30 protein-coding genes are annotated in these 25,169 nt (G+C 52.3%); 10 read left to right on the top strand and 20 right to left on the bottom strand.

Annotated features, from left to right (window positions below; all coding sequences use genetic code 11):
- Window positions 1–103: 103 nt before the first annotated feature.
- The gene (locus F822_RS02405) at window positions 104–298 is read right to left on the bottom strand and encodes a hypothetical protein (RefSeq protein WP_025039504.1); all 195 of its coding nucleotides are present in this window, start codon (window positions 296–298) and stop codon (window positions 104–106) included.
- A gap of 170 nt (window positions 299–468) precedes the next feature.
- Window positions 469–1,743: a GIY-YIG nuclease family protein gene (locus tag F822_RS02400; protein ID WP_231623552.1), complete on the bottom strand. Its 1,275-nt coding sequence runs from the start codon at window positions 1,741–1,743 to the stop codon at window positions 469–471.
- Window positions 1,744–1,953: 210 nt separating this feature from the next.
- Here F822_RS02400 and F822_RS15995 point away from each other — a divergent pair, with 210 nt between their 5' ends.
- On the top strand, window positions 1,954–2,094 hold the full coding sequence (locus F822_RS15995; protein ID WP_407938242.1) for a transposase: 141 nt from the start codon (window positions 1,954–1,956) through the stop codon (window positions 2,092–2,094).
- 1 nt (window position 2,095) lies between these two features.
- Here F822_RS15995 and F822_RS02395 read toward each other — a convergent pair whose 3' ends face one another.
- The 4 genes from F822_RS02395 to guaB form a co-directional block, all read right to left on the bottom strand.
- On the bottom strand, window positions 2,096–2,779 hold the full coding sequence (locus F822_RS02395) for a hypothetical protein (protein WP_025039505.1): 684 nt from the start codon (window positions 2,777–2,779) through the stop codon (window positions 2,096–2,098).
- Between the two features lie 8 nt (window positions 2,780–2,787).
- Complete coding sequence (locus F822_RS02390; protein ID WP_025039506.1) at window positions 2,788–3,072, bottom strand: hypothetical protein; 285 nt, start codon at window positions 3,070–3,072, stop codon at window positions 2,788–2,790.
- Window positions 3,073–3,468: 396 nt separating this feature from the next.
- Window positions 3,469–5,031 (bottom strand): glutamine-hydrolyzing GMP synthase, encoded by a 1,563-nt coding sequence (guaA, locus tag F822_RS02385; protein ID WP_025039507.1) that lies wholly within the window; start codon window positions 5,029–5,031, stop codon window positions 3,469–3,471.
- A gap of 205 nt (window positions 5,032–5,236) precedes the next feature.
- A complete protein-coding gene (gene guaB, locus F822_RS02380; RefSeq protein WP_025039508.1) occupies window positions 5,237–6,697 on the bottom strand; it encodes an IMP dehydrogenase in 1,461 nt (486 codons plus the stop codon).
- Between the two features lie 336 nt (window positions 6,698–7,033).
- On the opposite strand from guaB, the gene F822_RS15140 reads away from it, so the two are divergent.
- A complete protein-coding gene (locus tag F822_RS15140; RefSeq protein WP_025039509.1) occupies window positions 7,034–7,249 on the top strand; it encodes a hypervirulence associated TUDOR domain-containing protein in 216 nt (71 codons plus the stop codon).
- Window positions 7,250–7,287: 38 nt separating this feature from the next.
- Here F822_RS15140 and F822_RS02370 read toward each other — a convergent pair whose 3' ends face one another.
- The 4 genes from F822_RS02370 to F822_RS02350 form a co-directional block, all read right to left on the bottom strand.
- On the bottom strand, window positions 7,288–8,205 hold the full coding sequence (locus F822_RS02370) for a DNA-3-methyladenine glycosylase family protein (protein ID WP_036574350.1): 918 nt from the start codon (window positions 8,203–8,205) through the stop codon (window positions 7,288–7,290).
- A 204-nt stretch (window positions 8,206–8,409) separates the two neighbouring features.
- Window positions 8,410–9,438, bottom strand: a complete 1,029-nt coding sequence (locus F822_RS02365) for a DUF6607 family protein (RefSeq protein ID WP_025039511.1) — start codon at window positions 9,436–9,438, stop codon at window positions 8,410–8,412.
- 309 nt (window positions 9,439–9,747) lie between these two features.
- On the bottom strand, window positions 9,748–10,062 hold the full coding sequence (locus F822_RS02355; RefSeq protein ID WP_025039513.1) for an RnfH family protein: 315 nt from the start codon (window positions 10,060–10,062) through the stop codon (window positions 9,748–9,750).
- On the bottom strand, window positions 10,049–10,486 hold the full coding sequence (locus F822_RS02350) for a type II toxin-antitoxin system RatA family toxin (protein ID WP_025039514.1): 438 nt from the start codon (window positions 10,484–10,486) through the stop codon (window positions 10,049–10,051). The genes F822_RS02355 and F822_RS02350 overlap by 14 nt, the downstream gene beginning before the upstream one ends.
- Window positions 10,487–10,576: 90 nt before the next feature.
- Here F822_RS02350 and smpB point away from each other — a divergent pair, with 90 nt between their 5' ends.
- The 3 genes from smpB to F822_RS15135 all read left to right on the top strand — a co-directional run bounded on the left by smpB (window position 10,577) and on the right by F822_RS15135 (window position 12,474).
- On the top strand, window positions 10,577–11,020 hold the full coding sequence (smpB, locus tag F822_RS02345) for an SsrA-binding protein SmpB (RefSeq protein ID WP_025039515.1): 444 nt from the start codon (window positions 10,577–10,579) through the stop codon (window positions 11,018–11,020).
- Between the two features lie 89 nt (window positions 11,021–11,109).
- On the top strand, window positions 11,110–12,123 hold the full coding sequence (locus F822_RS02340) for a COX15/CtaA family protein (protein WP_025039516.1): 1,014 nt from the start codon (window positions 11,110–11,112) through the stop codon (window positions 12,121–12,123).
- Window positions 12,124–12,372: 249 nt separating this feature from the next.
- Complete coding sequence (locus F822_RS15135; protein WP_156304329.1) at window positions 12,373–12,474, top strand: flagellar basal body rod C-terminal domain-containing protein; 102 nt, start codon at window positions 12,373–12,375, stop codon at window positions 12,472–12,474.
- 196 nt (window positions 12,475–12,670) lie between these two features.
- Here the strand turns inward: F822_RS15135 and ccmI are convergent, their stop codons facing one another.
- The 9 genes from ccmI to ccmA form a co-directional block, all read right to left on the bottom strand.
- Complete coding sequence (gene ccmI / locus F822_RS02335; protein ID WP_025039517.1) at window positions 12,671–13,978, bottom strand: c-type cytochrome biogenesis protein CcmI; 1,308 nt, start codon at window positions 13,976–13,978, stop codon at window positions 12,671–12,673.
- Window positions 13,975–14,460 carry a cytochrome c-type biogenesis protein gene (locus F822_RS02330; protein ID WP_231623551.1) on the bottom strand — a complete coding sequence of 162 codons (486 nt, stop codon included), beginning with the start codon at window positions 14,458–14,460 and terminating at the stop codon, window positions 13,975–13,977. Before F822_RS02330 ends, ccmI begins: the two co-directional genes overlap by 4 nt.
- On the bottom strand, window positions 14,457–14,981 hold the full coding sequence (locus F822_RS02325) for a DsbE family thiol:disulfide interchange protein (protein ID WP_025039519.1): 525 nt from the start codon (window positions 14,979–14,981) through the stop codon (window positions 14,457–14,459). Before F822_RS02325 ends, F822_RS02330 begins: the two co-directional genes overlap by 4 nt.
- Entirely contained in the window at window positions 14,978–17,023 is a 2,046-nt protein-coding gene (locus F822_RS02320) for a heme lyase CcmF/NrfE family subunit (protein ID WP_025039520.1), read from the bottom strand. The genes F822_RS02325 and F822_RS02320 overlap by 4 nt, the downstream gene beginning before the upstream one ends.
- Window positions 17,024–17,127: 104 nt before the next feature.
- The gene (ccmE, locus tag F822_RS02315; RefSeq protein ID WP_025039521.1) at window positions 17,128–17,577 is read right to left on the bottom strand and encodes a cytochrome c maturation protein CcmE; all 450 of its coding nucleotides are present in this window, start codon (window positions 17,575–17,577) and stop codon (window positions 17,128–17,130) included.
- A complete protein-coding gene (gene ccmD / locus F822_RS14785) occupies window positions 17,561–17,725 on the bottom strand; it encodes a heme exporter protein CcmD (protein WP_231623614.1) in 165 nt (54 codons plus the stop codon). The genes ccmE and ccmD overlap by 17 nt, the downstream gene beginning before the upstream one ends.
- A 29-nt stretch (window positions 17,726–17,754) precedes the next feature.
- Window positions 17,755–18,501 (bottom strand): heme ABC transporter permease CcmC, encoded by a 747-nt coding sequence (gene ccmC, locus F822_RS02310; protein ID WP_025039522.1) that lies wholly within the window; start codon window positions 18,499–18,501, stop codon window positions 17,755–17,757.
- A 94-nt stretch (window positions 18,502–18,595) separates the two neighbouring features.
- A complete protein-coding gene (ccmB, locus tag F822_RS02305; RefSeq protein WP_025039523.1) occupies window positions 18,596–19,255 on the bottom strand; it encodes a heme exporter protein CcmB in 660 nt (219 codons plus the stop codon).
- A gap of 1 nt (window position 19,256) precedes the next feature.
- Complete coding sequence (ccmA, locus tag F822_RS02300; protein ID WP_036574353.1) at window positions 19,257–19,877, bottom strand: cytochrome c biogenesis heme-transporting ATPase CcmA; 621 nt, start codon at window positions 19,875–19,877, stop codon at window positions 19,257–19,259.
- A gap of 1,069 nt (window positions 19,878–20,946) precedes the next feature.
- Between ccmA and F822_RS02290 the strand changes: the two genes are divergently transcribed.
- Complete coding sequence (locus F822_RS02290) at window positions 20,947–21,426, top strand: tautomerase family protein (RefSeq protein ID WP_025039526.1); 480 nt, start codon at window positions 20,947–20,949, stop codon at window positions 21,424–21,426.
- Between the two features lie 156 nt (window positions 21,427–21,582).
- On the opposite strand, the gene F822_RS02285 is transcribed toward F822_RS02290, so the two are convergent.
- Window positions 21,583–22,488, bottom strand: coding sequence for a LysR family transcriptional regulator (locus F822_RS02285; protein WP_025039527.1), 906 nt, complete (start codon window positions 22,486–22,488; stop codon window positions 21,583–21,585).
- A 182-nt stretch (window positions 22,489–22,670) separates the two neighbouring features.
- Between F822_RS02285 and F822_RS15130 the strand changes: the two genes are divergently transcribed.
- The 4 genes from F822_RS15130 (at window position 22,671) to F822_RS02270 (ending at window position 25,058) form a co-directional block, all read left to right on the top strand.
- Entirely contained in the window at window positions 22,671–22,826 is a 156-nt protein-coding gene (locus F822_RS15130; protein WP_156304328.1) for a hypothetical protein, read from the top strand.
- A 122-nt stretch (window positions 22,827–22,948) separates the two neighbouring features.
- Window positions 22,949–23,764: a methane monooxygenase/ammonia monooxygenase subunit C gene (locus F822_RS02280; protein WP_025039528.1), complete on the top strand. Its 816-nt coding sequence runs from the start codon at window positions 22,949–22,951 to the stop codon at window positions 23,762–23,764.
- 151 nt (window positions 23,765–23,915) lie between these two features.
- Window positions 23,916–24,488 carry a hypothetical protein gene (locus F822_RS02275; RefSeq protein ID WP_025039529.1) on the top strand — a complete coding sequence of 191 codons (573 nt, stop codon included), beginning with the start codon at window positions 23,916–23,918 and terminating at the stop codon, window positions 24,486–24,488.
- A gap of 96 nt (window positions 24,489–24,584) precedes the next feature.
- Complete coding sequence (locus F822_RS02270; RefSeq protein WP_231623550.1) at window positions 24,585–25,058, top strand: winged helix-turn-helix transcriptional regulator; 474 nt, start codon at window positions 24,585–24,587, stop codon at window positions 25,056–25,058.
- Window positions 25,059–25,169: the final 111 nt, after the last annotated feature.

Genomic DNA, 25,169 nt, shown 5'->3' with positions numbered 1-25,169 from the left:
CCAAAACACTAGGTAACGCCAAGCGAATCCCAAACTGGCATCATCGGACCTGGTTCTGCTTGCCGACCGAGCCAGCCGATGTTTTTCCTTCCTGGCGCTCAGCCTATGGCCTTGTGCCGTCTCCTCGCTCAACGTCGGCTAGGTCGCCAGGCCACCTCGACAACTGGTGATCGGTGAGCCCCGCCAGGATTTGTGGCAGATTTTGGATTCGGTGCGGAGGCATCAGCAGGTTGTCGGGCGGGCCATCTTCGGTAATGAAAAACGGTTTGTCCTGATCCTCTTGATGCGACTTCGTCATGCTCTTTGCTCCTGGCGTTTATCCTGGCAAGCGGCCAGGACTGTTCATGTATTTGGCCTGTCCTATGCCTTCACCAGCGTCGCAGCCTTGGGATCGTAGATGTACCCGGTGATGCTGCCATCCTTAATACGCGCGACAGCCTCATCAATGACGAACAGCGGAACGAGAAATCATTCTTCGGGCTGCGCGGGGTAGCCGAAACGGTCGTTGATGGTGATGTTCAACCGCGCGGGCGCGAACAGCCTGTGAAATAGGCTCTCCATCCGGGTGCGATTGATACCGGCCAGCTTGTAAGTCGCCACCACCTCAACCTTCGCCAGTAGATAGGTAGAATCGTGTTCGGCGTTCGCGATGCGGGTTTCTACCTTGCCGTCGGTCACACCAATCTTGTGGATGACATCACGATGCTCGGCCACATAGGGGTTGTCGGATAGGGAGCGCAACACATAAATGGTCCCACTCTCCAAATCACCCTCTTCTAGAGAATCGCTGAACAAGGGCCCCATATCTGGATCAATAATTCGACGTGCTGCTTCGTCTTTGTACAAAGCACGAGCCAGGGACAGCCGCAGTAGGTTGCTTTCCGCGTCATTCGAAAAAATGACGCGTAGCCGAGCATCCTTCTTGCCTTGCGGCGAGTCGAACTCTTCACTCTCTTCGGCCACATACGCCGTTTGACCATCCAGGATGAACCAGTGGCCCACTTCAATCGTTGCGTACTGCCCGAAAGGCCGAGTCACTCTCGAGCCTGAACTCAGATCACTGCGCACCTGATCAAATAGCGGCTTGAACGCCTCGAAATCCTCATACGTCTCCCGATTGGCGATTTCCTCTGCTGCCTGCTTCTCAGCGCTGGTACGCACATGGCGCAGCTCAGTGATGTCAGCTGATCCAGCAGCCCCTGCCAACTCGGCAAGCAGAGCGTCATCGTCCATCGTTTCCACCGGCTCCGCATCACTGGCGTAACCACCACTGAGCAAGCCCTGATGATCAAGGGGTGTCAGCTGCTCCCGGCATTCCTCAAGGGCGCGCAGACGATCCAGGCGCACGGTATAGAGCCGCTCGAAGATGTCTCTTTCTTCACCGCGTTGTGGAGCACGGCCATGCTGCTCGACAAAACGCTGAATTTCCTCGAAACCAGCAATGATCCGTTCTTCACGGGCAGAGAGGCTTTTCTTTTTTTCCGGCTGGGCGAACTCGTCCAGCTCGGCACGCAAATCGTCCAGATCAGTCATAACGACCTCATCTTTGAAACGCACGAACGCTGCAGCTCCCTCGGCCATACGTTGTTCCCAGGCATCTTGCGAACTGACTGACGGCAGGCGGCCTCGCTCTTTCTTGAACTTAACCGCCCTCAAAGCAAGCTCCTTGGCCTCTTCTGGAGTCAGACTGGTGCGCTTACCAGAGATAGCGGCGGCCACTTGCTTCAGGCTGTCCTCACTCATGGATTTGGCCAAAATCGAAAATCAATAGGGTCGGACTCGATTGATCATACAGTAACGATGTATACTGGAAACTTTTCCGCGACCGGAATTGCAAATGGCCCGCTTACCGCGATTTATCCTTCCTGGCCAACCGCAGCACGTAGTTTTACGTGGTAATAACCGGACTGAGATTTTCTGCGTAGAGGCGGATTATCGGTTCTATCTTGATAAATTGCGGATAGCTGTGAAAAGCATGGTTGTGACATTCACGCCTATGTGCTGATGACCAACCACGTGCATTTACTCATCACCCCCCACGAAGAGCAGAGTTTAAGCAAAGCCTTGCAAGATGGTTTTGCTAGGTTCCGTTAATCTATTCATATTTTGATTTGAAAAACCTAGCACCTACGTCATATAGCGATACTAACGTTGTAGTTATAGGAATCCCGCCAAAAGCTGTAATATCAGCAGCTAGAGTACCAACAAACTTACCGGCAATGATTCCGGTATCCTTGTTCCTTGACTCTAAGAGCTTGGATGCTGTAATAATTCCTGTGATGGATTCGATTCGTTCCTTTTGGCCTAGATAGAACGCCACTTCTGCAAGGGCTATCGGTTCAGGGCACTTAAGCAGCCTAGAGGCATCTTGAAGCGCCTCTTCAATATCAATGTTCGCTCTTGGCGTGCAGGTTTTTTCTTCAAAAGCGGAGCTCAGAGACTTATCTCGTTTATAAAACGTGTAATTATGGGTCGACACGTTATCGCGAAAGTTTGGGTAGCTAAGAAAGGGTTCTACATGTTCCTCTTGTGCAGCGGCCAGAACTAGTCCGAGCCCATGCCCAATCCCGTATGGTTCTAGCCTCCAAGAATATTCACGCCCCAGTCTATCTTTACCCATACGCTTGAGATATTCCTTTGTCCATTCTTTCCCTGCTCTTACGTCATATTCAGCAGGAGGGCCGAGCATAATTGCTTCGGACAAATTGTCGAGTTGGTGGATCTTTTCGAGTTCGATGGCAAGATCTTCATATTTATACAAATCCTTTGGAACAACCATCCCCTTATCTAGAGCCCATCGCAATATTTTTGGACCAGTAACCCGTGATTTTGGTCTAGTTTCTCATCAAGCGACGGTATTTCTATTGGATCTGTTTTGTAGCAACCATCTTGGTCTGGCAATAGGGCAAACTTACTGTCGGTACCAAATCCAGTAATAAAATCTTTTTCTTTAAAATGATCATAACGTTGTGACACCCAAACCTCCGAGTGCCTGATATCAACCGACGCCAATACAGCTAATAATCTTGCCGGGTCAAAAATCGTTGCTGCATCAATGACTATTGGATTCATAACTTCCTATACCTTCGATGATCGGACGCATCAGAAGCCTCCCGGTTGAAAGTGAGCGGTCGGATGCAAATCCAGCTTGCAGACGGTCCGCTCGACCGAGATGTTAGGTTCGTAAATCCTAATAATGCGGTTGGCTAGGCTATGTCTCAGCTCGGTAGGCTTTGCTTACCTAGTGAAATCAATAGGGTCAGACTCGATTGATCATGCAGTAACGTCGAAATATAGTGGAAACCTTTCTCTGTCAGGAATTGCAAATGGCACGCTTATGGCAATTTAACCTTCCTGGCCAATCGCAACACGTAATTTTCCGTGGTAATAACCGAACTGAGAATTTCTGTGTAGAGTCGGATTATCGGTTCTATATAGATTCCACGATCGCTCGGCAAGGCATGATGACTATTCCCACTCGATCGTCGCAGGCGGCTTACCGGAGATGTCATAGACAACACGGTTAATCCCGCGCACTTCGTTGACGATACGGTTGGATATCCTGGCTAGCAGGGGGTAGGGGAGTTCCGCCCAGTGTGCAGTCATGAAGTCTTCGGTTTGAACTGCTCTCAGGGCTACTACGTATTCATAAGTGCGTCCGTCGCCCATGACCCCTACGGATTTTACCGGCAGGAATACGGTAAACGCCTGAGAGGTTTTCTCGTACCAACCCGAGATACGTAGTTCTTCAATAAAGATCGCATCGGCACGGCGCAGTAATTCGGCATATTCACGCTTTACCTCGCCGAGTATGCGAACTCCCAATCCGGGCCCGGGAAAGGGGTGGCGAAAGACCATGTCGTGCGGAAGTCCCAGCGCTACCCCAAGTTCGCGTACTTCGTCCTTGAATAATTCGCGCAACGGTTCCAGAAGTTTCAAATGCAGTGTATCGGGCAGGCCGCCTACATTGTGATGCGATTTGATGGTCTGCGCTTTTTTCGTTTTTCCGCCTGCGGATTCGATCACGTCCGGGTAGATCGTACCTTGGGCAAGCCAATGCGCACTAGGAATTTTCGCAGCTTCGCGCTGAAACACTTCGACGAATTCCCGACCGATGATGCGGCGTTTCATTTCAGGATCGCTGACGCCTTGCAAGTGCTTGAGAAACTCTCCGCTGGCGTCTATATGGATGACTTTTACGCCCAGATTTCTGCTGAAGGTATCCATTACCTGTTCGGCTTCGTTCATCCGCAGCAGGCCGTTATCCACAAATACACAGGTAAGTTGTTTGCCGATGGCGCGATGAATGAGTGCTGCGGCTACCGATGAATCGACGCCACCGGACAGGCCCAGAATAACCTCGTCCGCTCCTACCTTGGAACGGATTCTGCCGATCGCTTCTTCCATGTAGTCAGGCATATTCCAGTCATGCCCGGCCCCGCAAATTTCGTGCACGAACCGCGCGATAATGGCCTTGCCCTGCGGGGTGTGAGTCACTTCCGGATGGAATTGTATGCCATAGAATTTTCGCGCCTCGTCCGCTATGGCAGCCAGGGGCGTGGAGGCATTGCTGGCCATGGCTTCAAAGCCGGAAGGAAGCTTGGTGACAGCATCACCATGACTCATCCACACGTCGAGAGTCTGTTTGCCTGCGGTATCGGTATGGTCGTATATGTCTCGCAGCAGAGCAATTCTGTTTTTCGCTTGCACTTCAGCGTAACCGAATTCGCGCACCTTGGAATTTTCAACCGCACCGCCCAATTGGGCGGCCATGGTCTGCATACCATAGCAGATACCCAGCACCGGCACACCTAACTCAAAAACGATCTGCGGAGCCCGTGGCGTTTCAAACTCTGCTACAGAAGCCGGACCGCCCGAAAGAATAATACCTTTCGGCGCAAAATCCCTGACAAATTGCGAACTCACGTCGTATGCGTGGATTTCGCAGTAGACGTTGCTTTCCCGGACTCGGCGGGCAATCAGTTGCGTATATTGGGAACCGAAATCAAGAATGAGTATTTTTTGGTGCATGGCCTGATAGGGTGCGCCGGGATATCCGGCAGTTTCAAGTAAAACTTGAATGAAAAGTTAAAAATGGCGTGATCGGAGCTATGCAGGCGCGAGAAAGGCTGCATAGTTATCCCACTTGTGAGGACGGGCAGCGCAGCATGAGGAGACAATTTGAATCATTCAAGTAGCGATATCTTGATGTACTACACTGCGTTACATCAACAGCTTATTCCACACGATAATTCGGTGCTTCTTTCGTGATCTGCACGTTATGGACGTGGGATTCGCGAATGCCGGCAGAGGTAATCTCGATAAACTCGGCTTTGGCGTGCATGTCCTCAATTGTTTCACAACCGAGATAACCCATGCCGGAGCGTAACCCACCGATAAGCTGATGAATTACGGCAATGACACTGCCTTTGAAGGGAACACGGCCTTCTACGCCTTCCGGTACCAGTTTTTCGGCGTTCTGCTCGGCTTGCTGGAAATAGCGGTCGCTCGAACCTTGCTGCATTGCAGAAAGTGACCCCATGCCGCGGTAGGTTTTATAGGACCGTCCCTGGAATAGCTCGATTTCGCCTGGCGCTTCGCTGGTGCCCGCGAACAATCCGCCCAACATCACAGAGTTGCCTCCTGCGGCAATTGCCTTGGCGATATCGCCGGAATAGCGGATGCCGCCGTCGGCGATCAGCGGTACGCCGGTGTTTGCCAACGCTTCGGATACGTTTTTGATTGCGGTGATTTGCGGCACACCGACGCCTGCAACAATGCGGGTCGTGCAGATTGAGCCAGGGCCTATTCCGACTTTTACCGCATCAGCTCCGTGGTCAACCAGAGCTTTGGCGGCAGCAGCAGTAGCGATATTCCCGCCGATAACCTGGATTTGCGGAAACCTTTTCTTTACCCACTGTACCCTGTCAAGTACGCTCTGTGAATGTCCATGCGCAGTATCCACCACGATCACGTCCACGCCTGCTTCGGCGAGTGCTTCCGCGCGTTCTTCACTGCCGTCGCCGACGCCAATGGCCGCGCCTACGCGTAGACGCCCCAGGTCGTCCTTGCATGCATTGGGGTGCTCGGATGTCTTGATTATGTCCTTTACGGTAATCAGTCCACGCAATTCGAAGTTACTGTTCACCACCAGGACTCGCTCCAGGCGATGCTTGTGCAGCAACGTCATCGCCTCCTCGCGGCCAGTGCCTTCGTTTACCGTCACCAGCCGCTCTTTCAGCGTCATGATGTTCTTGATAGGTTGATCCAGGTTGGTTTCGAAACGAAGGTCCCGGTTGGTGACGATACCGACGACTTTCGATCCTTCCACTACGGGTAAGCCGGATATTTTGTATTTTCGGATGAGGTTGAGTACGTCACGGACTGTCATGTCCGGCGGGATGGTGATGGGATCTTTCACTATCCCGCTTTCGAAGCGCTTGACGTTGGCTACGTGGGCTGCCTGGGATTCCGCCGACATATTCTTGTGGATAATACCGATGCCGCCCTCCTGCGCAAGCGCGATAGCAAGCGGCGCCTCGGTCACCGTATCCATCGCGGCCGAAACCAGCGGTATATTAAGGGAAATTTCGCGGCTAAGGCGCGTCGTCAAGGCAACGTTGCGTGGTAAAACCACCGAGTGGGCGGGAAGCAGCAGAACATCGTCGAAGGTTAGAGCTTTCTCAACCAGTCTCATGGCATTGATCCTTCACAAAGCGGCATTATAACGAACCTCATGGATTGTGGCGAATGAACTATTTCAAGATGGACGAGCCAGCATATCCGAAGCGGTATTCCGGGTATGACAAATAGGTGCACGGCCAAACCTTCAATCCCGAAAGTTTTGGCGGACGCGTGTAAGAGCCAGTCCTTGACGATGTGCGTTGATCGATCTATAAAACAACTCTATCCTGGCGATGCTGCTGCACGGGGTCTAGCAGTCTGTCCAGACAATTCTCACGAAGGGAGAGAAATATTCGAATCAGCCGCCGTCCGTTTAGTCGTAAGCATTAGCCGTAAGGAGCCAAACATCGTGATAAGCAAATTCAAAGTCGACGATCATGTCACCTGGAACTCGGAAGCCGGACACGTCAGCGGAAAGATTATCAAAGTGCATACAAAAGACGTCGCCTACAAGGGCTATACGCATCATGCGAGCGAGGATGAGCCGCAATATGAGATCAAGAGCGACAAGACCGACCACATCGCGATGCATAAAGGATCGGCGCTAAAAAAAATAAATGCCTGAGACACTGCTGGTAGTTTCACCGCACGTTGAGCGGTTGGTTACGTTCTCTCGAACGACGGAAGGCCGATCTCACTGCGGGATTCCAGGCGGGCGAGCAGCAGATAAAAGTACAGCATCCCCCGCTGCGGACCGAGAGTATCCAGAACGTTCTCTGCATCGTACGGTGCAGTGCCCGAGACGAGCGCAATATTACTCGCCACGCTGGTGTCATTTGCGGGGAACACATCCAGCCGTCCCAAGCCGCGCAGCAGAATGACGGCTGCCGTCCATGGACCCATACCCTTTATCTGCCGAAGGATGGCCGCCGCATCCTCGCTCTTGCATTGCTCCAGTTTAGCCGTATCAATCCTGCCGGATGCGAGCGCTTCGGCCACGCGCCGCAATGTTGCGATTTTGCTGGCGCTGAGCCCGGTTTTGCGCAGAAGATCGTCGGTTGCACGCGAAAAGTTTTCCGCAGTCGGAAATACATACAATGGCACAGGTATGCCTTCGGTTCTCACCGATTGTCCCAGGGCGACAATCAAGCGACACATGATCGCAGTGGCGGATGCCAGGCTCAATTGCTGAAACACAATCGCGTTAACGCAGGCTTCCCAGAGAGTGGGATAGCGGGGCGGTTTTACACCCTGCATGCGCTGAACCAGGGGGGCCAGCCATGGGACGGCCGCAGCCGAATGTTCGAAATCCATCGGATCATGATCGCAGCCGAGTATCTTGCGCACGAGCCCGAACACATCCGGCTCGTTATTCGTATCGCCCTCGATGGTGGCGGACAATGAGTCCTGCTGGTTCTGCATGACCCGGACGATCACAGGCTCTGGCGGGCCAACGAGTGCGCGGACATATTGTCCTTCCGGCGTGAGTAGATCAACGATATTCGTCGAGAGCCGCCGAAGCACGCTTACCGTAAGATCAAGCCGGTAGGGCGCTACGATGGGAATCTCGTACATTTTCATTGGTATCCCGCCCGGAAGAAAAAAGAAAGGAAGCCTATCTGTTGACTTGGCCGCGCTTCAGGTACCATCATCCTCAATGAAACCACGTCCAATCATCTGCCTCACCAAGCTTCTTTTGGCTTCCTTGCTCCGATCTGCGTTTACCTGCCTGACAGTATACGATTGCCTCTTAGTATACGGCTCGACGGCCAGCCACGCATACGCTCAGCGCTTGATAGCTGGCGAGGGTGTATTCACATGGACGAATTTGCTGAAGGCATCGTCAAGCTGCTTCTGGTATAAATTAAACTGGGGGTTTTTCATGTATGCGTCCCCAAGGTCGAGCAGTGTCTGGTTAAAGCTCTCGTCGCCTGTTTGAAGAGACAGTGTTATCGATCCGTTCGCGGCGAACCGGTTAGCCCAACGTGCGCGCACCTCCGACCAGAAATCAGACGTTCCCTTCCAATAGGCTAATGCGGGTCCGAAGTCGTAGCCTTCAATGCGGCGATAGTCGTTGAAGCCGAACTCACGGACCAGCGGTATGTCCTTGCCATCTTTTATGCGTATGACTTTGGTATTGTCCTGCTCGTGCGCCCAGCCTTGTGGGGTAATCGTTTGACGGTTTTCGGCATTGATCAGCTGATAATCGCTGCGCTTGGTGTATTCGCGCCGGGGTAGCGGCCGCCAAGTCCGCCCGGAGGTCCAGGTCGATATCCCGTATTTGTGATTCCATTTTCCGTTGCCGGCATACCGCGGGCCATCATTGACTTCGTAAACCAGTTGCGTCCAGGTGCCAGGTATCTCGGCCGCATTGCGCTCCTGCTCCTCAAAGCGTTGGTCGCCCACAAATACCCAGTGCTTTGGCGACTCATATATCCAGTCCTGACGCCAGTGCTTAGTAAGGGCGCCGCCACCCATTACAAGAATGTGTTGCAGCGAAATCCGTTTGCCGGTATCTTCGACCAGCACCACGGACTCAAAACCCATGCTGCGCTTGGGTTCTTTACGCTCATAGCCTGGTTTCAACACCACCGTCTCCTCAAACCTGAACTGAACTTCATATCCACCCAGCATTGCAAGAATGGCACGGCGATCGCAGTTGAAAGGGTCTTCACCAGCAGCACAGCCGGCAACCGGACGTTCTACTGTCTGATACCGGGATGAGTCAGATTTTGCCAAGCGGGATTGACCTGCGCATGCAGTGAGGAGCGAAAGCGTGAGTAAGCCTATTGCAAATGAAAACGAGCGTGTCATGAGTTCTCCATATTGGGCCCTGTTTGTCCCATTCTCGATTTGATATCCTTTTTTTCCGCCGTGGTATCTTTCTACAACATTTGACGTCGGATGCCCGGCCTGATCAGGCGGCCGGGGACGAAAATCAGGATTGTTACGGCAACAACGTGGTGCCGGTGATGATAATGATAATAATAATCACCGTCAACAAGATGGGAAACGCTTCGATGGAGCGGACCCCCGATAGCAGGGGATCGCTTATATTCTCAAGACGTGGAAAGATGAGGTGGGAGTATTTTTTTGTGATAATGCGGTGAAGAACTTTCCCGTTTATGTTTCCGTCTTGCGGATTGATTTGAGTTCTTTCGCCCGCCTCCTGCGACTCTCTTTCGGATCCACCATCAAGGGCCGGTAGATCTCTACACGGTCGCCTTCACGCAGGACCGCTTCAGGTTTGACCAACCTGCCAAATATGCCCAGTTTATTGTGGGCAAGGTCTATTCCAGGGAAAAGATCGATGATTGCGGAAAGCTCCACAGCCTGCCTCGCTGTTGTTCCGGATGGCACGGTTATCTGCCGCATAATCTGGTTCTCCGGCAGGGCGTAGACGACTTCGATCTCGATCTTGCGCTCATGAACTCCCATAAACCTCCTCCGCACGCTCGATGAATGCGTCCACAAGATTATTGGCGATTATGAAAAATACCGGACCCACCAGCTTTTCGAGAATCATGTGCGCGAACGTATAATGCAAACGGAATTCTATCTTGCAGGCGTTCTCCGCCAAGGGGGTAAAACGCCAGTGGCCATCCAGGTTTTGGAATGGACCGTTCAGCAGCGTCATGGTGATCAATTCCGGCGGATGCTTGATATTCTTGGTAGTGAAGCTATGCTTAATGTGGTGATAATCGATCTGGATCGTTGCATGCGTAGTCGAATCACTTTGCGGAGTGACGGATGAACCGCCACACCACGGCAAAAACTTGGGATAGTCTTCCACTGCATCCACCAATGCGAACATCTGGCTCGCAGAGTGCCCTATCAGTACTGACTTTTCGATTTCAGCCATAAGATAAACTGCCCGGATCGAACGAGACAGTATTGAAAGCTGCTAAAATACACGAAACCCGCATGGAACTCACCCTTTTTCTTCCAATACATGAGCATTGTTCAGAATAAAAAAGCCTTTCACGATTATTTTATCGAAGAGAAGCATGAAACAGGCGTAGTTTTCGAAGGTTGGGAGGTCAAAGCGATCCGCGCGGGGCGGGTTCAGTTAAAAGAAGCTTACGTTGTCATTCGTAATAGTGAACTGTTTCTGATCGGTTGTCATATCAGCCCTTTGTTGGCGGCTTCCACTCATATCCAGCCGGATCCGGTTCGTACCCGCAAGCTGTTGCTGCATGCCGAGGAAATTAAACGGCTTATCGGCAAGGTGGAGCGTGCGGGGTACACGCTGGTGCCGCTGGATATGCACTATAAGGCGGGTAAAATCAAGCTTGAAATCGGCTTGGCCAAAGGCAAGAAGCAGCATGACAAACGCGAGTCCGAGAAACAGAAAGAGTGGGTGCGCGACAAACAACGTTTAATGCGCGCGAAATAAATCCTCGAATCCCCCGGTTTGAAAAATCTTTAGACGGCGATTCATTCGTCATCGTTAATTTCCGCATACAGTTAACTTCCAATTTTATCATGCACAAACCCATTGCTATCTGGTTGCTTGTTTGCTGCGCTCTGGTATTTGCCATGGTGGTCGTCGGCGGCGTTACCCGGCTCACCCATTCCGGACTGTCCATTGTCGAATGGCAACCCATCGTCGGCACCATGCCCCCGCTCGGCCAGAGCGATTGGGACGAGCTTTTCGAAAAATACCATCAGACGCCTCAGTATAAAAAGATCAATGTCGGCATGAGCCTGGAGGAATTCAAAGGCATTTTCTGGTGGGAATATTTTCACCGCCTGTTGGGGCGAGTCATCGGATTGGCTTTTTTTGTGCCCTTCGTATATTTCCTTGCGAAAAAAGCAATCGACCGGCCATTGGGCCTGAAGTTGGCCGGCATTTTTGTTCTCGGAGGCCTGCAGGGTGCAATGGGCTGGTATATGGTAAAGAGCGGGTTGGTGGATAACCCTCATGTTAGCCAATATCGGCTGACAGCCCATCTGGGGCTTGCTTTCGCCATCTATGCCGCTATGTTTTGGGTGGCGTTAGAGCTGCTTTATCCCGTCGGCACATCATTATCCAGCAGCGGATTAGGCAGTTTACGCCGTTTCTCGACTGCGCTGACCACCCTGATATTCATAATGATTTTATCGGGAGGTTTTGTGGCGGGTATCCAGGCGGGTTTTGCCTACAATACTTTTCCCTTGATGAACGGACATATCATTCCGCCCGAAATATTCATGCTGGAACCATGGTACCGAAATTTCTTCGACAACATGGCAACGGTTCAATTCGACCACCGCCTCATTGCCTGGATGCTCGCGATCCTTATTCCAATTTTCTGGCTTAAATCCAGAAAATTGCCACTTTCAGGTTCGGCTCGCCTCGCATGCACGCTGCTATTGGTTATGCTTGGCATACAGATAAGCCTGGGAATTTCCACATTGTTGCTTGTCGTCCCGCTTCCGCTGGCGGCAGCTCATCAAGCGGGAGCGGTGCTGTTGTTAACCGCAGCGCTCTGGGTAAATTACCAGTTACGCCGCTAACCAACCGATAGATGCTGCAAGCCTGCTTGTGGTTGCCTTTGGGTTGCCGCAGACATAGAGAATCGCTGACGAACGTCATGGAAGTGATGGCGCTTTACGGCCAGGGAGCTTTACCAATGGATGGGGTTGGGGATGAACAGCCGATTCTCGTGGAGAAAGTCGGACAAAACCAGAGGGTAGGGCGGCAGTAAGCGAATTGCCTCGCTACTGCCGCCCTACAATACTTTTGTGCATCCTTAGTTGGTCGATATGATCTCGCTTTCCCATCAGTTTGAAATGCACATGAAGATGCTCAAGAACACGGAAGGCAACGCCCAAGGCGCCAGCGTCCTCCTGTCGGTAAACGGCTGATATCCGAACGCCAGACTCCGCTGTAATCCTGCGTCATCCCACGTAGGTCGTGGCTCCGCCCGACGATCAAGAAACGATGTCGGGCAGAGCCCGACCTACTTTCGTGCATAACTGGCGCTTCGTATCGCTTGGACGTTCTGCGTCCAGCAACATAGGGCAAGGGGGCCTATACCCTGGTTGAACAGTTGCTTCCCGGTTAGGGTAACTGCTGATCAATTACAACATTGATACCCTTGGCGCCAATCCTCACTGGTTGGCTGAAACCTTGCAAATCGCCACTTTGCGGCATAGGTGAGCCGGATTTTGAGATTCTGGCGCCTACCACCATTTCATCCGCAAAACTGGAGAGCTGCACGCCGGATCTGGCCATCGCATCGCTCAGCGAGAAAGTCGCCGGTAAATCCTTGACCTCCAGGCGCAGGGTCGCCAGCGGTGCTTTTGGCCCCACCTTGGCGCGGGCAAAGATATACAGGCTATCGTTGGGCGAACTCTTGCCAGCGAGTGCGGGGCTCAACGTAACCTTACCGGAAAGCGTGCCTGACGAAGTCGAGGCTGTTGTACCCGCAACCGGTTCGGGCTTATTGGCAGGAGGAGGAGTCCGGTTGCTGGATGGCTGATCCTGCGCACTTGCCATTAAACTGCCTTTCCCTGATGCCAGGGATTTGGCTTCTGCGATACTGTTTTTAACCGACTCCGTCAACTCCGACTCGGAGGGTGGAATAAGCGCCAGTAGTTTTTCCCAATAGGCGGCGGCGTCCTTGAATCTTCTTCTCTCAAACTCAGCCGTACCGGCCAGCGCCAACGCCTTGGGATTGCCGGGATCCAGGCGCAGTGCTTTATTGATCAGTTCGAGAGGTTCTCCCAACAGGCTGCCATTATTTGTCATTGCCAAGATGTCAGCATAATCCGTAATGACCTGGGAGTTGTCCGGGCTCAGGGCAAGCGTCTTCTCATAAGCATCCTTTGCTTCGTCGAAGCGCTGCATCATTGCATAGGTTCGTCCCAGCATGAGCCAGCCTTCTGGGTCATCAGGCTGGTTTTTGAGCCGCTCTATGAGGTTTTCCAGTACTGCTGAAAAATTTGGATGGCCTTCCTCCGCGGACATGGCGGCCTGCTCGATCGGTGGCTGTGGTAATAAAGCCTTTGTATTGCCCAACCAGAGATAAAGCGAAACCGCCAGCAGCGGCACGGCAAGCGTTGTTAATGTGATGGTGGCAACATTGCGATTTCCGCTTGTTGCCGCTGCCTCCATAACTTCGCCGTCGGGAATATCCTGCAGCATCCGCTGCTGTAATTCGCGTTTGCTTTGTTCGTATTGCTCGTGAGTCAGAATATCATTGCGCAAGTCGCTATCGAGTTCGGCCAGTTGATCGCGGTAAATGCTGACATTGGTCGCATCACGCGCCACGCCAGTCTGGCGATCTCTTTTACTCAACAGCGTAGGAAGAACGAACAGCAAGGCACCGACAATAAATATGCCGGCGACAACCCAAAATGACGTCATGCGTTATTACCCTTGCTTTCCTTTAGCAGGGACTCAGCCTGCTGGCGTTGTTGTTCGGATAGCATTGGTTCTTCAATCTGATTGCGGCGGCGCTTGAGATAAACGACCAGTAGTACCGCCCCAATCAGAAGAAAGAAAAACGGACCGAACCATAAGAACATGGTCGAAGGTTTGACTGGAGGGCGATAGAGTACAAAATCACCATAACGTGCCACGAGAAAGTCGACAATCTCCTTGTCGCTTTTGTTTGCATGCATCTGTTCGCGAATTTCGCGCCGCAGGTCATTGGCAAAATCAGCCCGTGAACCCGCCAGGGATTCGTTTTGGCATACGAGGCAGCGTAGATCTTCGGACAACGCGATCATGCGCCGCTCGATCTCGGGATCTTCTGCCACCGGCGCTGCTTCCTTGGCCCAGCCGTAAGGCACCAGAAGCATCAGGGCGAGCAACAAGGCGAGCTTTTTCATACTGACAAAACTCATCCCTGCAACTCCTTCACCAGCGGCAGAATTTTCGTTTCAAGTGCTTCCACCGTTACCGGACCAATCTGTTTGTAACGGATGACTCCGTTTTTATCGATGACATAAGTTTCCGGAACGCCATATACACCATAATCTATGCCTGTCCTCCCTTCCGGATCTCTGGCACTTGCGGTGTAGGGGTCGCCGAATTGCCTGAGCCACTGCAAGGCCAGGTCGCGCTCATCCTTGTAGTTGAGGCCGTAGACCGGGACTATTCCCGACTTGGCCAGCTCAACCAATACTGGATGCTCCTCGCGGCATGAGACACACCACGAAGCCCATACGTTCAGCAGCCATACCTTGCCAAGATTGTCTTTGGACGTCAGCATCTTTTCCGATTCGTGCAATTGCTCCAGACGGAATTCAGGGGCCGGTTTTCCGATTAATGGCGAAGGAACCTGCCGGGGATTGAGATTCAGGCCAATAAGCAGAAACGCGACAAGGACAATGAATGCCGCCAGCGGCAGCAGGAAACGCGTCATGCCTTTCCGCTCCTGGTAATCAAAGGCGCAGGGGTGGCTGTTCCGGGCTTGCCACGCTTGCCGGCTTTGTCCACTGCTTTTTTGTCGTCAACAGGCTCGCGCTGTTTGCGTGGCGAAAGACGATAACGCCGGTCGGTCACAGCCAGGGCGCCGCCAAATGCCATCAACAGACATCCGAACCAGATCCAGTCGACAAACGGTTTATGGTAAACACGCACCACCCATGCTCCGTTTTCCAGTGGTTCGCCTAGGGCAACATAGAGATCACGCAGAATACCGGTATCTATCGCTGCTTCGGTCATAGCCATTCCCGATGCGTTGTAGACGCGTTTTTCCGGTTCCATGACGGTCACTTTTTTACCGTCACGCAGCACATCCATATTGCCGATATCCGCTACGTAATTCGGCCCCGTTCCCTTCTTTGCACCGTTGAAATGGAATGTATAGCCTCCTACTTCGACGGTATCGCCGACTTCCATGCGCACGTCTTTCTCGGTTTCATAACCGCCGACGAGCGTTACCCCGATAACGAACACCGCTATGCCCAGATGTGCGGCATGCATGCCGTAATAACTACGTGACTGCGCGGCAAGTTTCGCGAACAAACCCTTCCTGCCACTGCTTTGCAGGCGATGTACCAGGCTGACAATGATGCTGGCAATGACCCAGAAAGCCAGCAGCAGACCGAAACTTACGAAAGGTTTCCATTCGCCCATGACGAACGGCATCAATAGGGCGGTCACCACACTGATAACGAAGGCCCAGCGCAGACGTATTGCAAGTTCAGGCAGGTTTGCCTGTTTCCAGCGGGCGAGGGGACCCACGCCTATCAGAAAAATCGCTGGTGTCATCAGCGGGACAAATACTGTTTCGAAGTAGGGGGGGCCAACCGATAATTTGCCGAGCTCAAGCGCATCCATGATCAGCGGATAAAGCGTGCCCAGCAGGATGCTGCCTGCCGCTACCATGAGCAATAGATTGTTGGCGAGCAGCATCGATTCTCTCGATACCAGTTCAAACTTGCCGCCCAATCCGATCTTTGGCGCACGCCAGGCAAAAAGCAGCAGTGAGCTTCCGATGACGATAACCAGAAAAGCCAGAATGAAAATACCGCGTTTGGGATCGGTTGCGAATGCGTGAACGGAGGTCAGCACACCCGAGCGGACCAGGAATGTACCGAGCAGACTCAAGGAGAACGCGCATATGGCCAACAGTACGGTCCAGCTTTTGAAGCTGCCGCGTTTTTCTGTTACCGCCAGGGAATGAACCAGTGCCGTGCCAACCAGCCATGGCATGAAAGAAGCGTTCTCCACCGGGTCCCAGAACCACCAGCCGCCCCATCCAAGCTCATAATAGGCCCACCAGCTTCCCAGCATGATGCCGATGGTGAGAAACAGCCAGGCGACTGTAGTCCACGGGCGCGACCAACGCGCCCAGGTTGCATCCATTTGCCCGCTGAGCAGCGCGGAAATGGCGAAAGCAAATGCGACGGAGAAGCCTACATAACCCATATAGAGCATGGGTGGATGAACGACCATGCCCGGGTCTTGCAGCAGGGGATTGAGATCGCTTCCCTCCATGGCGCCCGGCAGCATCCGGTCGAAGGGGTTCGAGGTGAAAAGCATGAACAACAGGAAACCTACGCTCACCAGGCCCATGACGCCGAGTACCCGCGCTACCATCTCATTCGGCAGGTGACGGCTGAACACGCTGACCGCGACCGACCAGGTCGCCAGCATTAATGTCCACAATAACAGAGACCCTTCATGCGAACCCCATGTTGCGGCAAACCGATATTCCACCGGCAGTTTCGAATTCGAATTCTGAGCGACGTTTATAACCGTGAAGTCGCTGTTGACGAATGAATAGGCAAGGCAGAAAAATGCGATGAGGACAAACACAAACTGTCCCTGAACCACCGGACGGGCCAGCGCAATCCATGAGGGAATGGCGCGGGCTGCGCCGATAATGGGCAGGGTACCTTGTATAAGCGCCAGCAGCAGGGCGAGAATCAGAGCGAAGTTACCAAGTTCTGGAATCATGGCTAAGGGTATCGGTTATGGTTTATGGATTTGGAATCGGAACTGAGGTCAGGTTTGAAGTTCAGGAAAGTTTTCCCGGCCTGCCCGGCCTTGCACTATCCGTGCTATTGCATCAGCACGGTTTTACGTGCCTTGTCCGCCTGATCGAGGGCACTGGCGGCTTCCGGCGGCATGTAATTTTCATCGTGTTTCGCAAGCACCTCATCTGCGCGAAAAACGCCATTCTGCGCGAGCTTTCCCTGGGCTACCACGCCCTTGCCTTCCTTGAACAGATCGGGAAGGATGCCCGTGTATACGACCGGGATAACCTTTGCGGTATCCGTTACCACGAAGTTCACTGTCACGCCATCATGCTGCCGCTTGACGCTTCCTTCCTCCACGAGCCCGCCGATGCGAAAGCTCTTGCCCACCGGCGCTTCGTTGTTTGCTACCTGGGTGGGACTGAAGAAGAAGACCAGGTTGCTCTGGAATGCATTCAAAACCAGTATCGAAGCAACGCCTAATGCAGTCACGCTTGAAGCGATAATTGCCAGTTTTTTATGACGTGGTTTCATTTCCCTTCTCTTGTTTAGTTGACTGATGAATCAGACTGAGATGTCTGAGCAAAGTTCGCTTGCGGTTAAAAACCAGAACAATTTCTCCGACAATACAGAGAACCGACACCAGATAGGATCCCCATACGTAGAATCCATATCCACCCATATCGAGAAAATCGGCCACGCTCGTCCAGTTCACGAAGCCACCCCTGCCCCTTGTAACTCACCTACCCACGCCGTGTGGCGCTCGCGTTCCAGAATAATTGTCCGCGTGCGGATCAGTACCACTGCGATCGCATACATCCAGCACGCGATCGACATGATGAGCATGCCGGTCAGCATGGTGGTAGCCATTTTCGGCGATTGCGTCACGCTGACGGAGGCACCTTGATGCAAGGTATTCCACCACTTTACGGAGAAATAGATGATCGGTATGTTCACCACCCCTACCAACGCAATCATTGCGCCGGCTTTGTCGGCGCGGCGCGGGTCATCTATTGCAGCCTGCAACGACATGAAGCCGATATAGAGAAACAGCAGGATTAATTCGGATGTAAGCCGCGCATCCCATACCCACCACGCTCCCCACATGGGCTTGCCCCACAGTGCACCGGTCCATAAGGCAAGAAAGGTAAACATCGCTCCTGTCGGGGCAATCGCGGTGGCCACCATGGAAGACAGGCGGGTATTGAATGCGAGGCCGATACCGGACCACATCGCCATTATCACATACAGGAACATTGACATCCAGGCGGCAGGGACGTGAATGAAAATGATGCGATAAGCTTCACCCTGCTGAAAATCGGTCGGAGCAACAAAAAACCCGATATAAAGCCCCACCGCGAACAATACAATCGCGGCAACGGAAAAAATCGGGATCATTTTACCGGCAAGAAAATAGAAACTCGCCGGAGAGGAATATTTGAACCAGTTAATCGCCATGTCAAAAAATACTGAACTCCATATTCGAGGTTTTGCGCCTCAAGTGCTTAGCTTTAAATTTTAACCTAAAAACCTTGAATTCAGAATTGGTTTTTTATTCCATCGAAATTCGCAATGACACAGCTGCCGTCCAGGGCGCCAGGGCCAGAGACGCCAGCAGAAAAGCGCCCAGCAGCGACATATGCGCCGCAGCTCCCAAACCCGCCACGCTCGATTCCACTGCGCCGGCGCCAAATATCAATACCGGAATATATAGCGGCAGCACCAGCAGCGACACCAATACGCCGCCCCCTCTCAATCCCAAAGTCAGCGCTGCACCAATGGCGCCTATCAGACTTAAAACCGGGGTTCCCAGTAATAATGAAGCCGTCAGCACCTGCAACGCGTCCGCCGACAAATCATATTGGATGCCCAGCACCGGAGCCATCAGCACAAGCGGCACACCCGTCACCAGCCAGTGAGACAGCGCCTTGCCCAGCACCAGCAGAGACAGTGACTGGGGCGACAGCAGCATTTGTTCCAATGTGCCATCCAGGTAATCACTGGAGAACATCCGCCCCAATGACAACATCGAAGCCAGAAGTGCGGCAACCCAGACGACGCCCGGTGCCATGGTTCGGAGCATGCTCATCTCCGGACCCACGCCAAGGGGAAAAAGGCTTACCACGATGATGAAAAAAAACAGTGTGGTCAACACATCTGCCCGCCGTCTCATCGCGAGCAGAAGGTCGCGCTGGATTATCCAGAAAAACATGTCAGGCGAGTTGCAACCGCTGGGTTGCAGAGGCAGTTATGTCGATCTCCTGATGCGTCGTCATCACTATCATACCGCCGTGTTCCAGGTGTCGCTCCATTAAACCCTGCATCAGCTTCACTGCGGCAGTATCAAGCGCCGTCAAAGGCTCGTCCAGTATCCATAACACGGTATTGCATACCATCAGGCGCGCCAGCGTTACCCTGCGTCGCTGGCCTTGCGACAATACCTTGGCCGGCAATAGTTCGCGTCCGCCCAACCCCATGTGTTGCAGCGCTTCATGGGCCTTATGTTCATCGATTTCCGCACCTGCCAGTGCGCTGGAAATACGCAGGTTCTCGATGGCAGTCAAGTCGTCCTTTACGCCGCTTAAATGGCCGAGATAAGTCATCGCGCCATAATAGTCTCCGCCTAACGAACGAATTTCAGCGCCATTCCAGTGAATCTCCCCCTGGGCAGGTAGCGCCAGACCGCACAGCATGCGTAGAAGGCTGGTTTTTCCGCTCCCGTTGGGGCCTTGAACCTGCATCAATCCGCCTGATTCAAGGGAGAAATTGATATCCCTGAATAATCTGCGGTCACCGCGCACGCATGTCAGGTTGTGTCCTTGCAGCGTTGGCATTGTCGAAGCAAAAGACCGGCATTATAGCGTATCGACGCGAACTTACGCGATTACGAGCGCAATGAAGAGATGCGAATGCCGCTTTGCTTCGGAATAAAGGTTCAGAGCAATGAAAGTTGCTCTCGCAAAACCACCCGAACTGTGGATAACGAAGGGATGAGCGCGTATTGGACCGTGGAGGATGAGTTGGTGTCAGGAGGTCCAGGCGGCGCAGTCGGACTTAAAGAATCGCAGCGAAAAAGAGACTGGTTGAGGGCAGATTTTGCGGATTTTGAAGGCCAATAGTTATCCTCTTGGTCGAAAAAATGGTGAAATATGAACCAGCCAGACACTTTTGCAGCCGACTTCCTTTAAGTCCGACAGACTGCTAGGTATAGTGACCTGCAATCAAAAACGGCCCGACGTGCATTCAACGGCTTTTAGGGGAGGTTTGATGAAAGGGAAATTAATGTACGTTAGTTGCATCGCATGACAATAAATCAAGGATTTATCTGACTTCCTCGGCCATGATTTCAATTAGCAATTATGAATATAAACAGATGGGTAATCAGAAACTTATAAAGCATTGACGTATTTTGATTTCCCTTATGTCAAATCTCCCCTAGTAGCCCGCTTGGCTGAGCGGTTGTGTCAGTCCGTAATTGGATCAGGTTCGTGAGCGAGCGGCCCAACCGATCCAGCCGCCATATGACGACAGCATCGCCAACGCAACACGTTCAAGAGTGCGGCCAGACCGATACGATCCGCCTTGGCGCCGGCTCACCGTGTCCTCAAAGATGCGTTCGCATCCGGCCCCCTTCAGGGCGTCCCGTTGCAAGTCGAGGTTGTGGTCGAGTGCAACAAACGTCCGTTTGTTGCACCAATCTGCCTCTCGTTTTGATTTGCAGTTATTCCTGGCTCGAAATCGCGTTGAATGCAGGTCGTTAGCTACCCATCGTTTCAAAAGTAGAACTCTGATAACCAACCTAGCAGACTACACGCCTATCCATTTCCAGGTCTATACTCTAACCACTTGCTAACTGCAAGTAGTTCACATCTCAAATCAAGGATCAATTTTAGGAGAAAAATCATGCCATTATGGAAAGTTTATCATCCCGCTGGAGCATACACTGCTCAAGATAAAAAGGATCTATCCGAAAGGATTACCAGTATGTATGCACGCGTTCCTATCCCGAAGTTCTATGTAGTCTTCATTTTTGAGGAAATAGCCAAGGACTCCTGCTTTGTAGGTGGTGAGCCGAATAACAAATTTGTCCGGTTCAGGGTCGATCACATTGCGCGGACACTACCCGGCCCAGTCATACGGGAATGGTGGGTGAGAACGCTCGATGAGCTTATTGCTCCCTTTGTAAAGGACAGAGGCTACGATTGGGAGATTTCCATTGACGAGACACCTTTCGATCTTTGGTCTCTCCAGGGAGAGATTCCGCCTCCTTTTGAATCTGCAGCTGAGAAGAGATGGGTAAAGGAAAACAAGGCGAGTCCTTACACTGTGGTGGAAAAGCTTCCTGTTAACCTGGCGTTTACTCCAGGAATAGCAGATCGCTAGATCTGGGTGGCCGTCCCCGCTTGGGCGGCCAGTTTCCCTGAGTTCGGCGCCGCACATGCCGCAAAAGAACACGAGCTCATCATTCTGATCTTTCCGGGCGGATGGGCGCACTTACTGATAGTTAGGCACATGGAACTACCAGATTGCGAGGGTAGCTTAGTCCTCCTGCAGCATCTCGAAACGCTGTGCGAGAAAATCAATTAACGCCCGCACAGATGGCAGAAGACCGCGCCGGGACGGAAACACCGCATGAATGATTTCCCGACACGGCGCCCAGTCTGGCACCAGCCTGACCAATGAACCAGCCGCCAGTTGGTCTCGTGCCATGACCACCGGCAACTGCACTACACCGACACCGGCCACAGCGGCATCTCTTAGCGCAATCATGTCCGTCGTCGCGAAGCGGGGCGTGTGATGAAGTGTTGCGTGTGCGCCATCCGGTCCATGCAGCGCCCAGGTGTGGATTTGTTGCAGGACCCCCAGGCCCAGGCTAGGCCAATTGCTCAAAGCAGATGGTGCAGCAGGAAAGCCGAGCCGCTGGACAAGGGCAGGACTGGCTACCAAACATTGGCCTCGATCAGCCAAAACACGCATAACCAGGTTACTGTCCTGCAGGGGCGGTGGTCGCACACGAAGAGCGACGTCGACCGACTCACTGACCAGATCGACACGCCGGTTAGTCGCCTCCATCTGCACTGTGACGTGCGGATAGCGCACCATGAAATCGGCCAGCATCACTCCCACATAAGCATTCACCAGCGGAATGGGACATGTCATCCGGATTACACCCCGAGGTTCGGCTTTTAAGGTGTCTATGGCTTCCTGGGCCCCCTCAGCTTCCACCAACATCGCCTTGCAATGCGTGTAATAAGTCTCGCCGGCGTCCGTAACTGCAAAGTGACGTGTCGAGCGCTGGATCAGGCGCACACCCAAGCGTTCTTCCAGCTTGGCGATGCGGCGGCTAAGTTTCGATTTCGGCATGCCCAGGACTCGGCCTGCCGGAGCAAAGCCGCCATGATCCACAGCCTGGACGTAGTAATAGAGGTCATTCAGGTCTTGCATAGGGGCCACCCATCGTTTCAAAAATAGAACTCTGATAACTGATTTAGCAGACTACACACCTTCTGTCCCCAGGCCTACACTTTAACCACTTGCTAATTGCAAGAAAAATACTTGCTAATTGGGTTAGCAAGAAGTTCCTTACAGGACGAAGTGGTAGTGAGTTAACCAAAAGGAGTACTGAAATGGCAACAAAACATCGAAGGTTGCGCAGCTATCCGCAAGCAGGTGTTCGTGCTTCCAGCATGCCGACTTTGCACGAATCAAAGATGTATAAGTTTGGCCTGCTAGGTCTGCTTGGAGTAGCACTATTCTGGAATGGGTTTCAAGTCTTTACCTGATAGGCGAAGTATTTTGCAAAGGTGAATGATGTAAACGGACTTATTCCTATTTATATATTTATGGAGAACTAAGTCAAATCTGCTCAAACAGTAGTGGGTAGTTAATCTAAAGGAGTAGTGATATGGCAACAACACTAGAAACGTCGGGCCAAGCTAAGGCGGGAGGTCGGGACTACGACATGTCGCAATGGTATGACTCGAAGTGGTACAAATTTGGGCTCATCACCATGCTGGCGGTGGCGATATTCTGGGTCTGGTATCAGCGGACCTATGCATATTCGCACGGGATGGACTCGATGGAACCGGAGTTTGAGAAAGTCTGGATGGGACTATGGCGCGTCCACATGATCGTCATGCCAATATTTGCCCTCATCACCTGGGGCTGGATCTGGAAGACCCGGGACACGAAGGAGCAACTGGACAATCTTGATCCCAAGTTTGAGATCAAGCGCTACTTTTATTTTATGATGTGGCTGGGCGTCTACCTATTTGGCGTTTACTGGGGTGGTAGCTTCTTTACCGAACAGGACGCCTCCTGGCACCAGGTCATCATCCGCGACACGAGCTTCACCCCAAGTCACGTGGTGGTGTTCTATGGCTCCTTCCCGATGTACATCGTCTGCGGCGTGGCCACCTATCTGTATGCCATGACGCGTCTGCCGCTGTACTCGCGGGGAACCTCGTTCCCGTTGGTGATGGCTATTGCCGGTCCGCTCATGATCCTGCCGAACGTAGGCTTGAACGAATGGGGCCATGCCTTCTGGTTCATGGAAGAGCTCTTTAGCGCCCCGTTGCACTGGGGTTTTGTGGTACTGGGCTGGTCGGGCCTGTTTGCAGGCGGCGTTGTGGCACAGATCGTCACGCGTTACTCCAACCTGACCGACGTCGTCTGGAATGGACAGAGCAAAGTCATCCTCAACAATCGCATCGTACCGTAAAGGGCTAACTGAGGAATCTGAGCAGTGGCCTGAAGTAAATCGCCCCGCTCCCGCATTACAGGGGGATGGGGCGATTTGCAATAAGCCACAATAAAACAGCATGCGAAGGATAACGAATACACAGTTGAACCCTACCTCAAGGAGCAATCAAATGATCAAGCAAATGATACAGCTCACTATTATTGTCACCGCAGCGCTTTACTGTGGCATGGCTGGGGCGCACGGGAAGGTGTCGATGGATGAAGATACATGCACTCGCCGGCTTGATGATGACAGCATGGTGCATTTGAGTGCCTACCAGCCTCAACATGAACCCAGCAATCAATACTGCACAGAAATACCCAGGGAAGGGAATACTTTATTGGTAATAGACCTTGCGGATCAGGCGTTGCGCGACATTCCCGTAGGGATACGCGTAGTACGGGGAACAAGCGAGGTTGATGATGAAACGGTGGCATACCTGCGTCCGAGTTATCATCCCGACGGGGTAATGAGGGGAGAGACCAGTCTGGATAAGGGGTTATATACGGTATTTATTACTGGAGAGGCGGTACCTCCGGTACGTTATGAGTATGCGTTGCGCGTACAGATGATCAATTACGCGAATATCTTTCGTGCTGCTATAGGACCGCTGATTGCATTGCTGCTGCTTACCCTGCTTGGCTACAAGCTTATGAAATCCCAGCAAGTACAGGTTTGGCGAGCTTCAAGGCGCCTGAGATAATGCGGGATCGAGAACCCGCAAACGTGGAGAGAGCGTTTTTTTACTTTTTTATACTTGTTACCTAGATTCATTGCAAAATGCAAGTATAATTTTGGATTGCAAAAAGCAAGTCAATATGTAGGCAAGCGCAAAGTTATGACGAAATCAAATCAGATCAGCCGCTCCTCCTGTCCAGTCAGCTGTGCCCTAGATATATTGGGCGATAAATGGACGCTGCTTGTCGTTCGTGATCTCATTTTCTTCCGTAAGCGATATTTCGGGGATTTTCAGAATTCCCCGGAAAAAATCGCTACCAATATCCTTTCTGACCGGCTTAAAAAGCTGGAGGAAGGCCATATCCTTTTGCGACGCCGTGATCCGGCTAATGCGCGCAAGGTTATTTATATGCCTACTGAAAAATGCCTGGATCTAGTGCCTCCAATCATGGAGCTGTTACGTTGGGGTGCAAAATATGTTCCTGAAAGTGACGCGCACGAGAATCTGGTTCAACAATTCGAACAGGATCCGATGAAATTTATGGCGGAAATACGACAATCCCTGCGTAAAGAGAATGAAGCAAATAAAGAATAGAGGGATTAGATGTTTAATTTTTAACTGAGCTTTACTGGAATCCCCTTGACACTACTACCGGGGCACATCGTGCTATATACCCCCTAATAAGGCACCTACTTAACATTAAAC

The organism is Nitrosospira briensis C-128, from assembly GCF_000619905.2.
GTDB classification, from domain to species: domain Bacteria; phylum Pseudomonadota; class Gammaproteobacteria; order Burkholderiales; family Nitrosomonadaceae; genus Nitrosospira; species Nitrosospira briensis.
The sequence above is the reverse complement of the archived record's forward strand: the minus strand, read 5'-3'. Positions and strand labels throughout refer to the sequence as shown.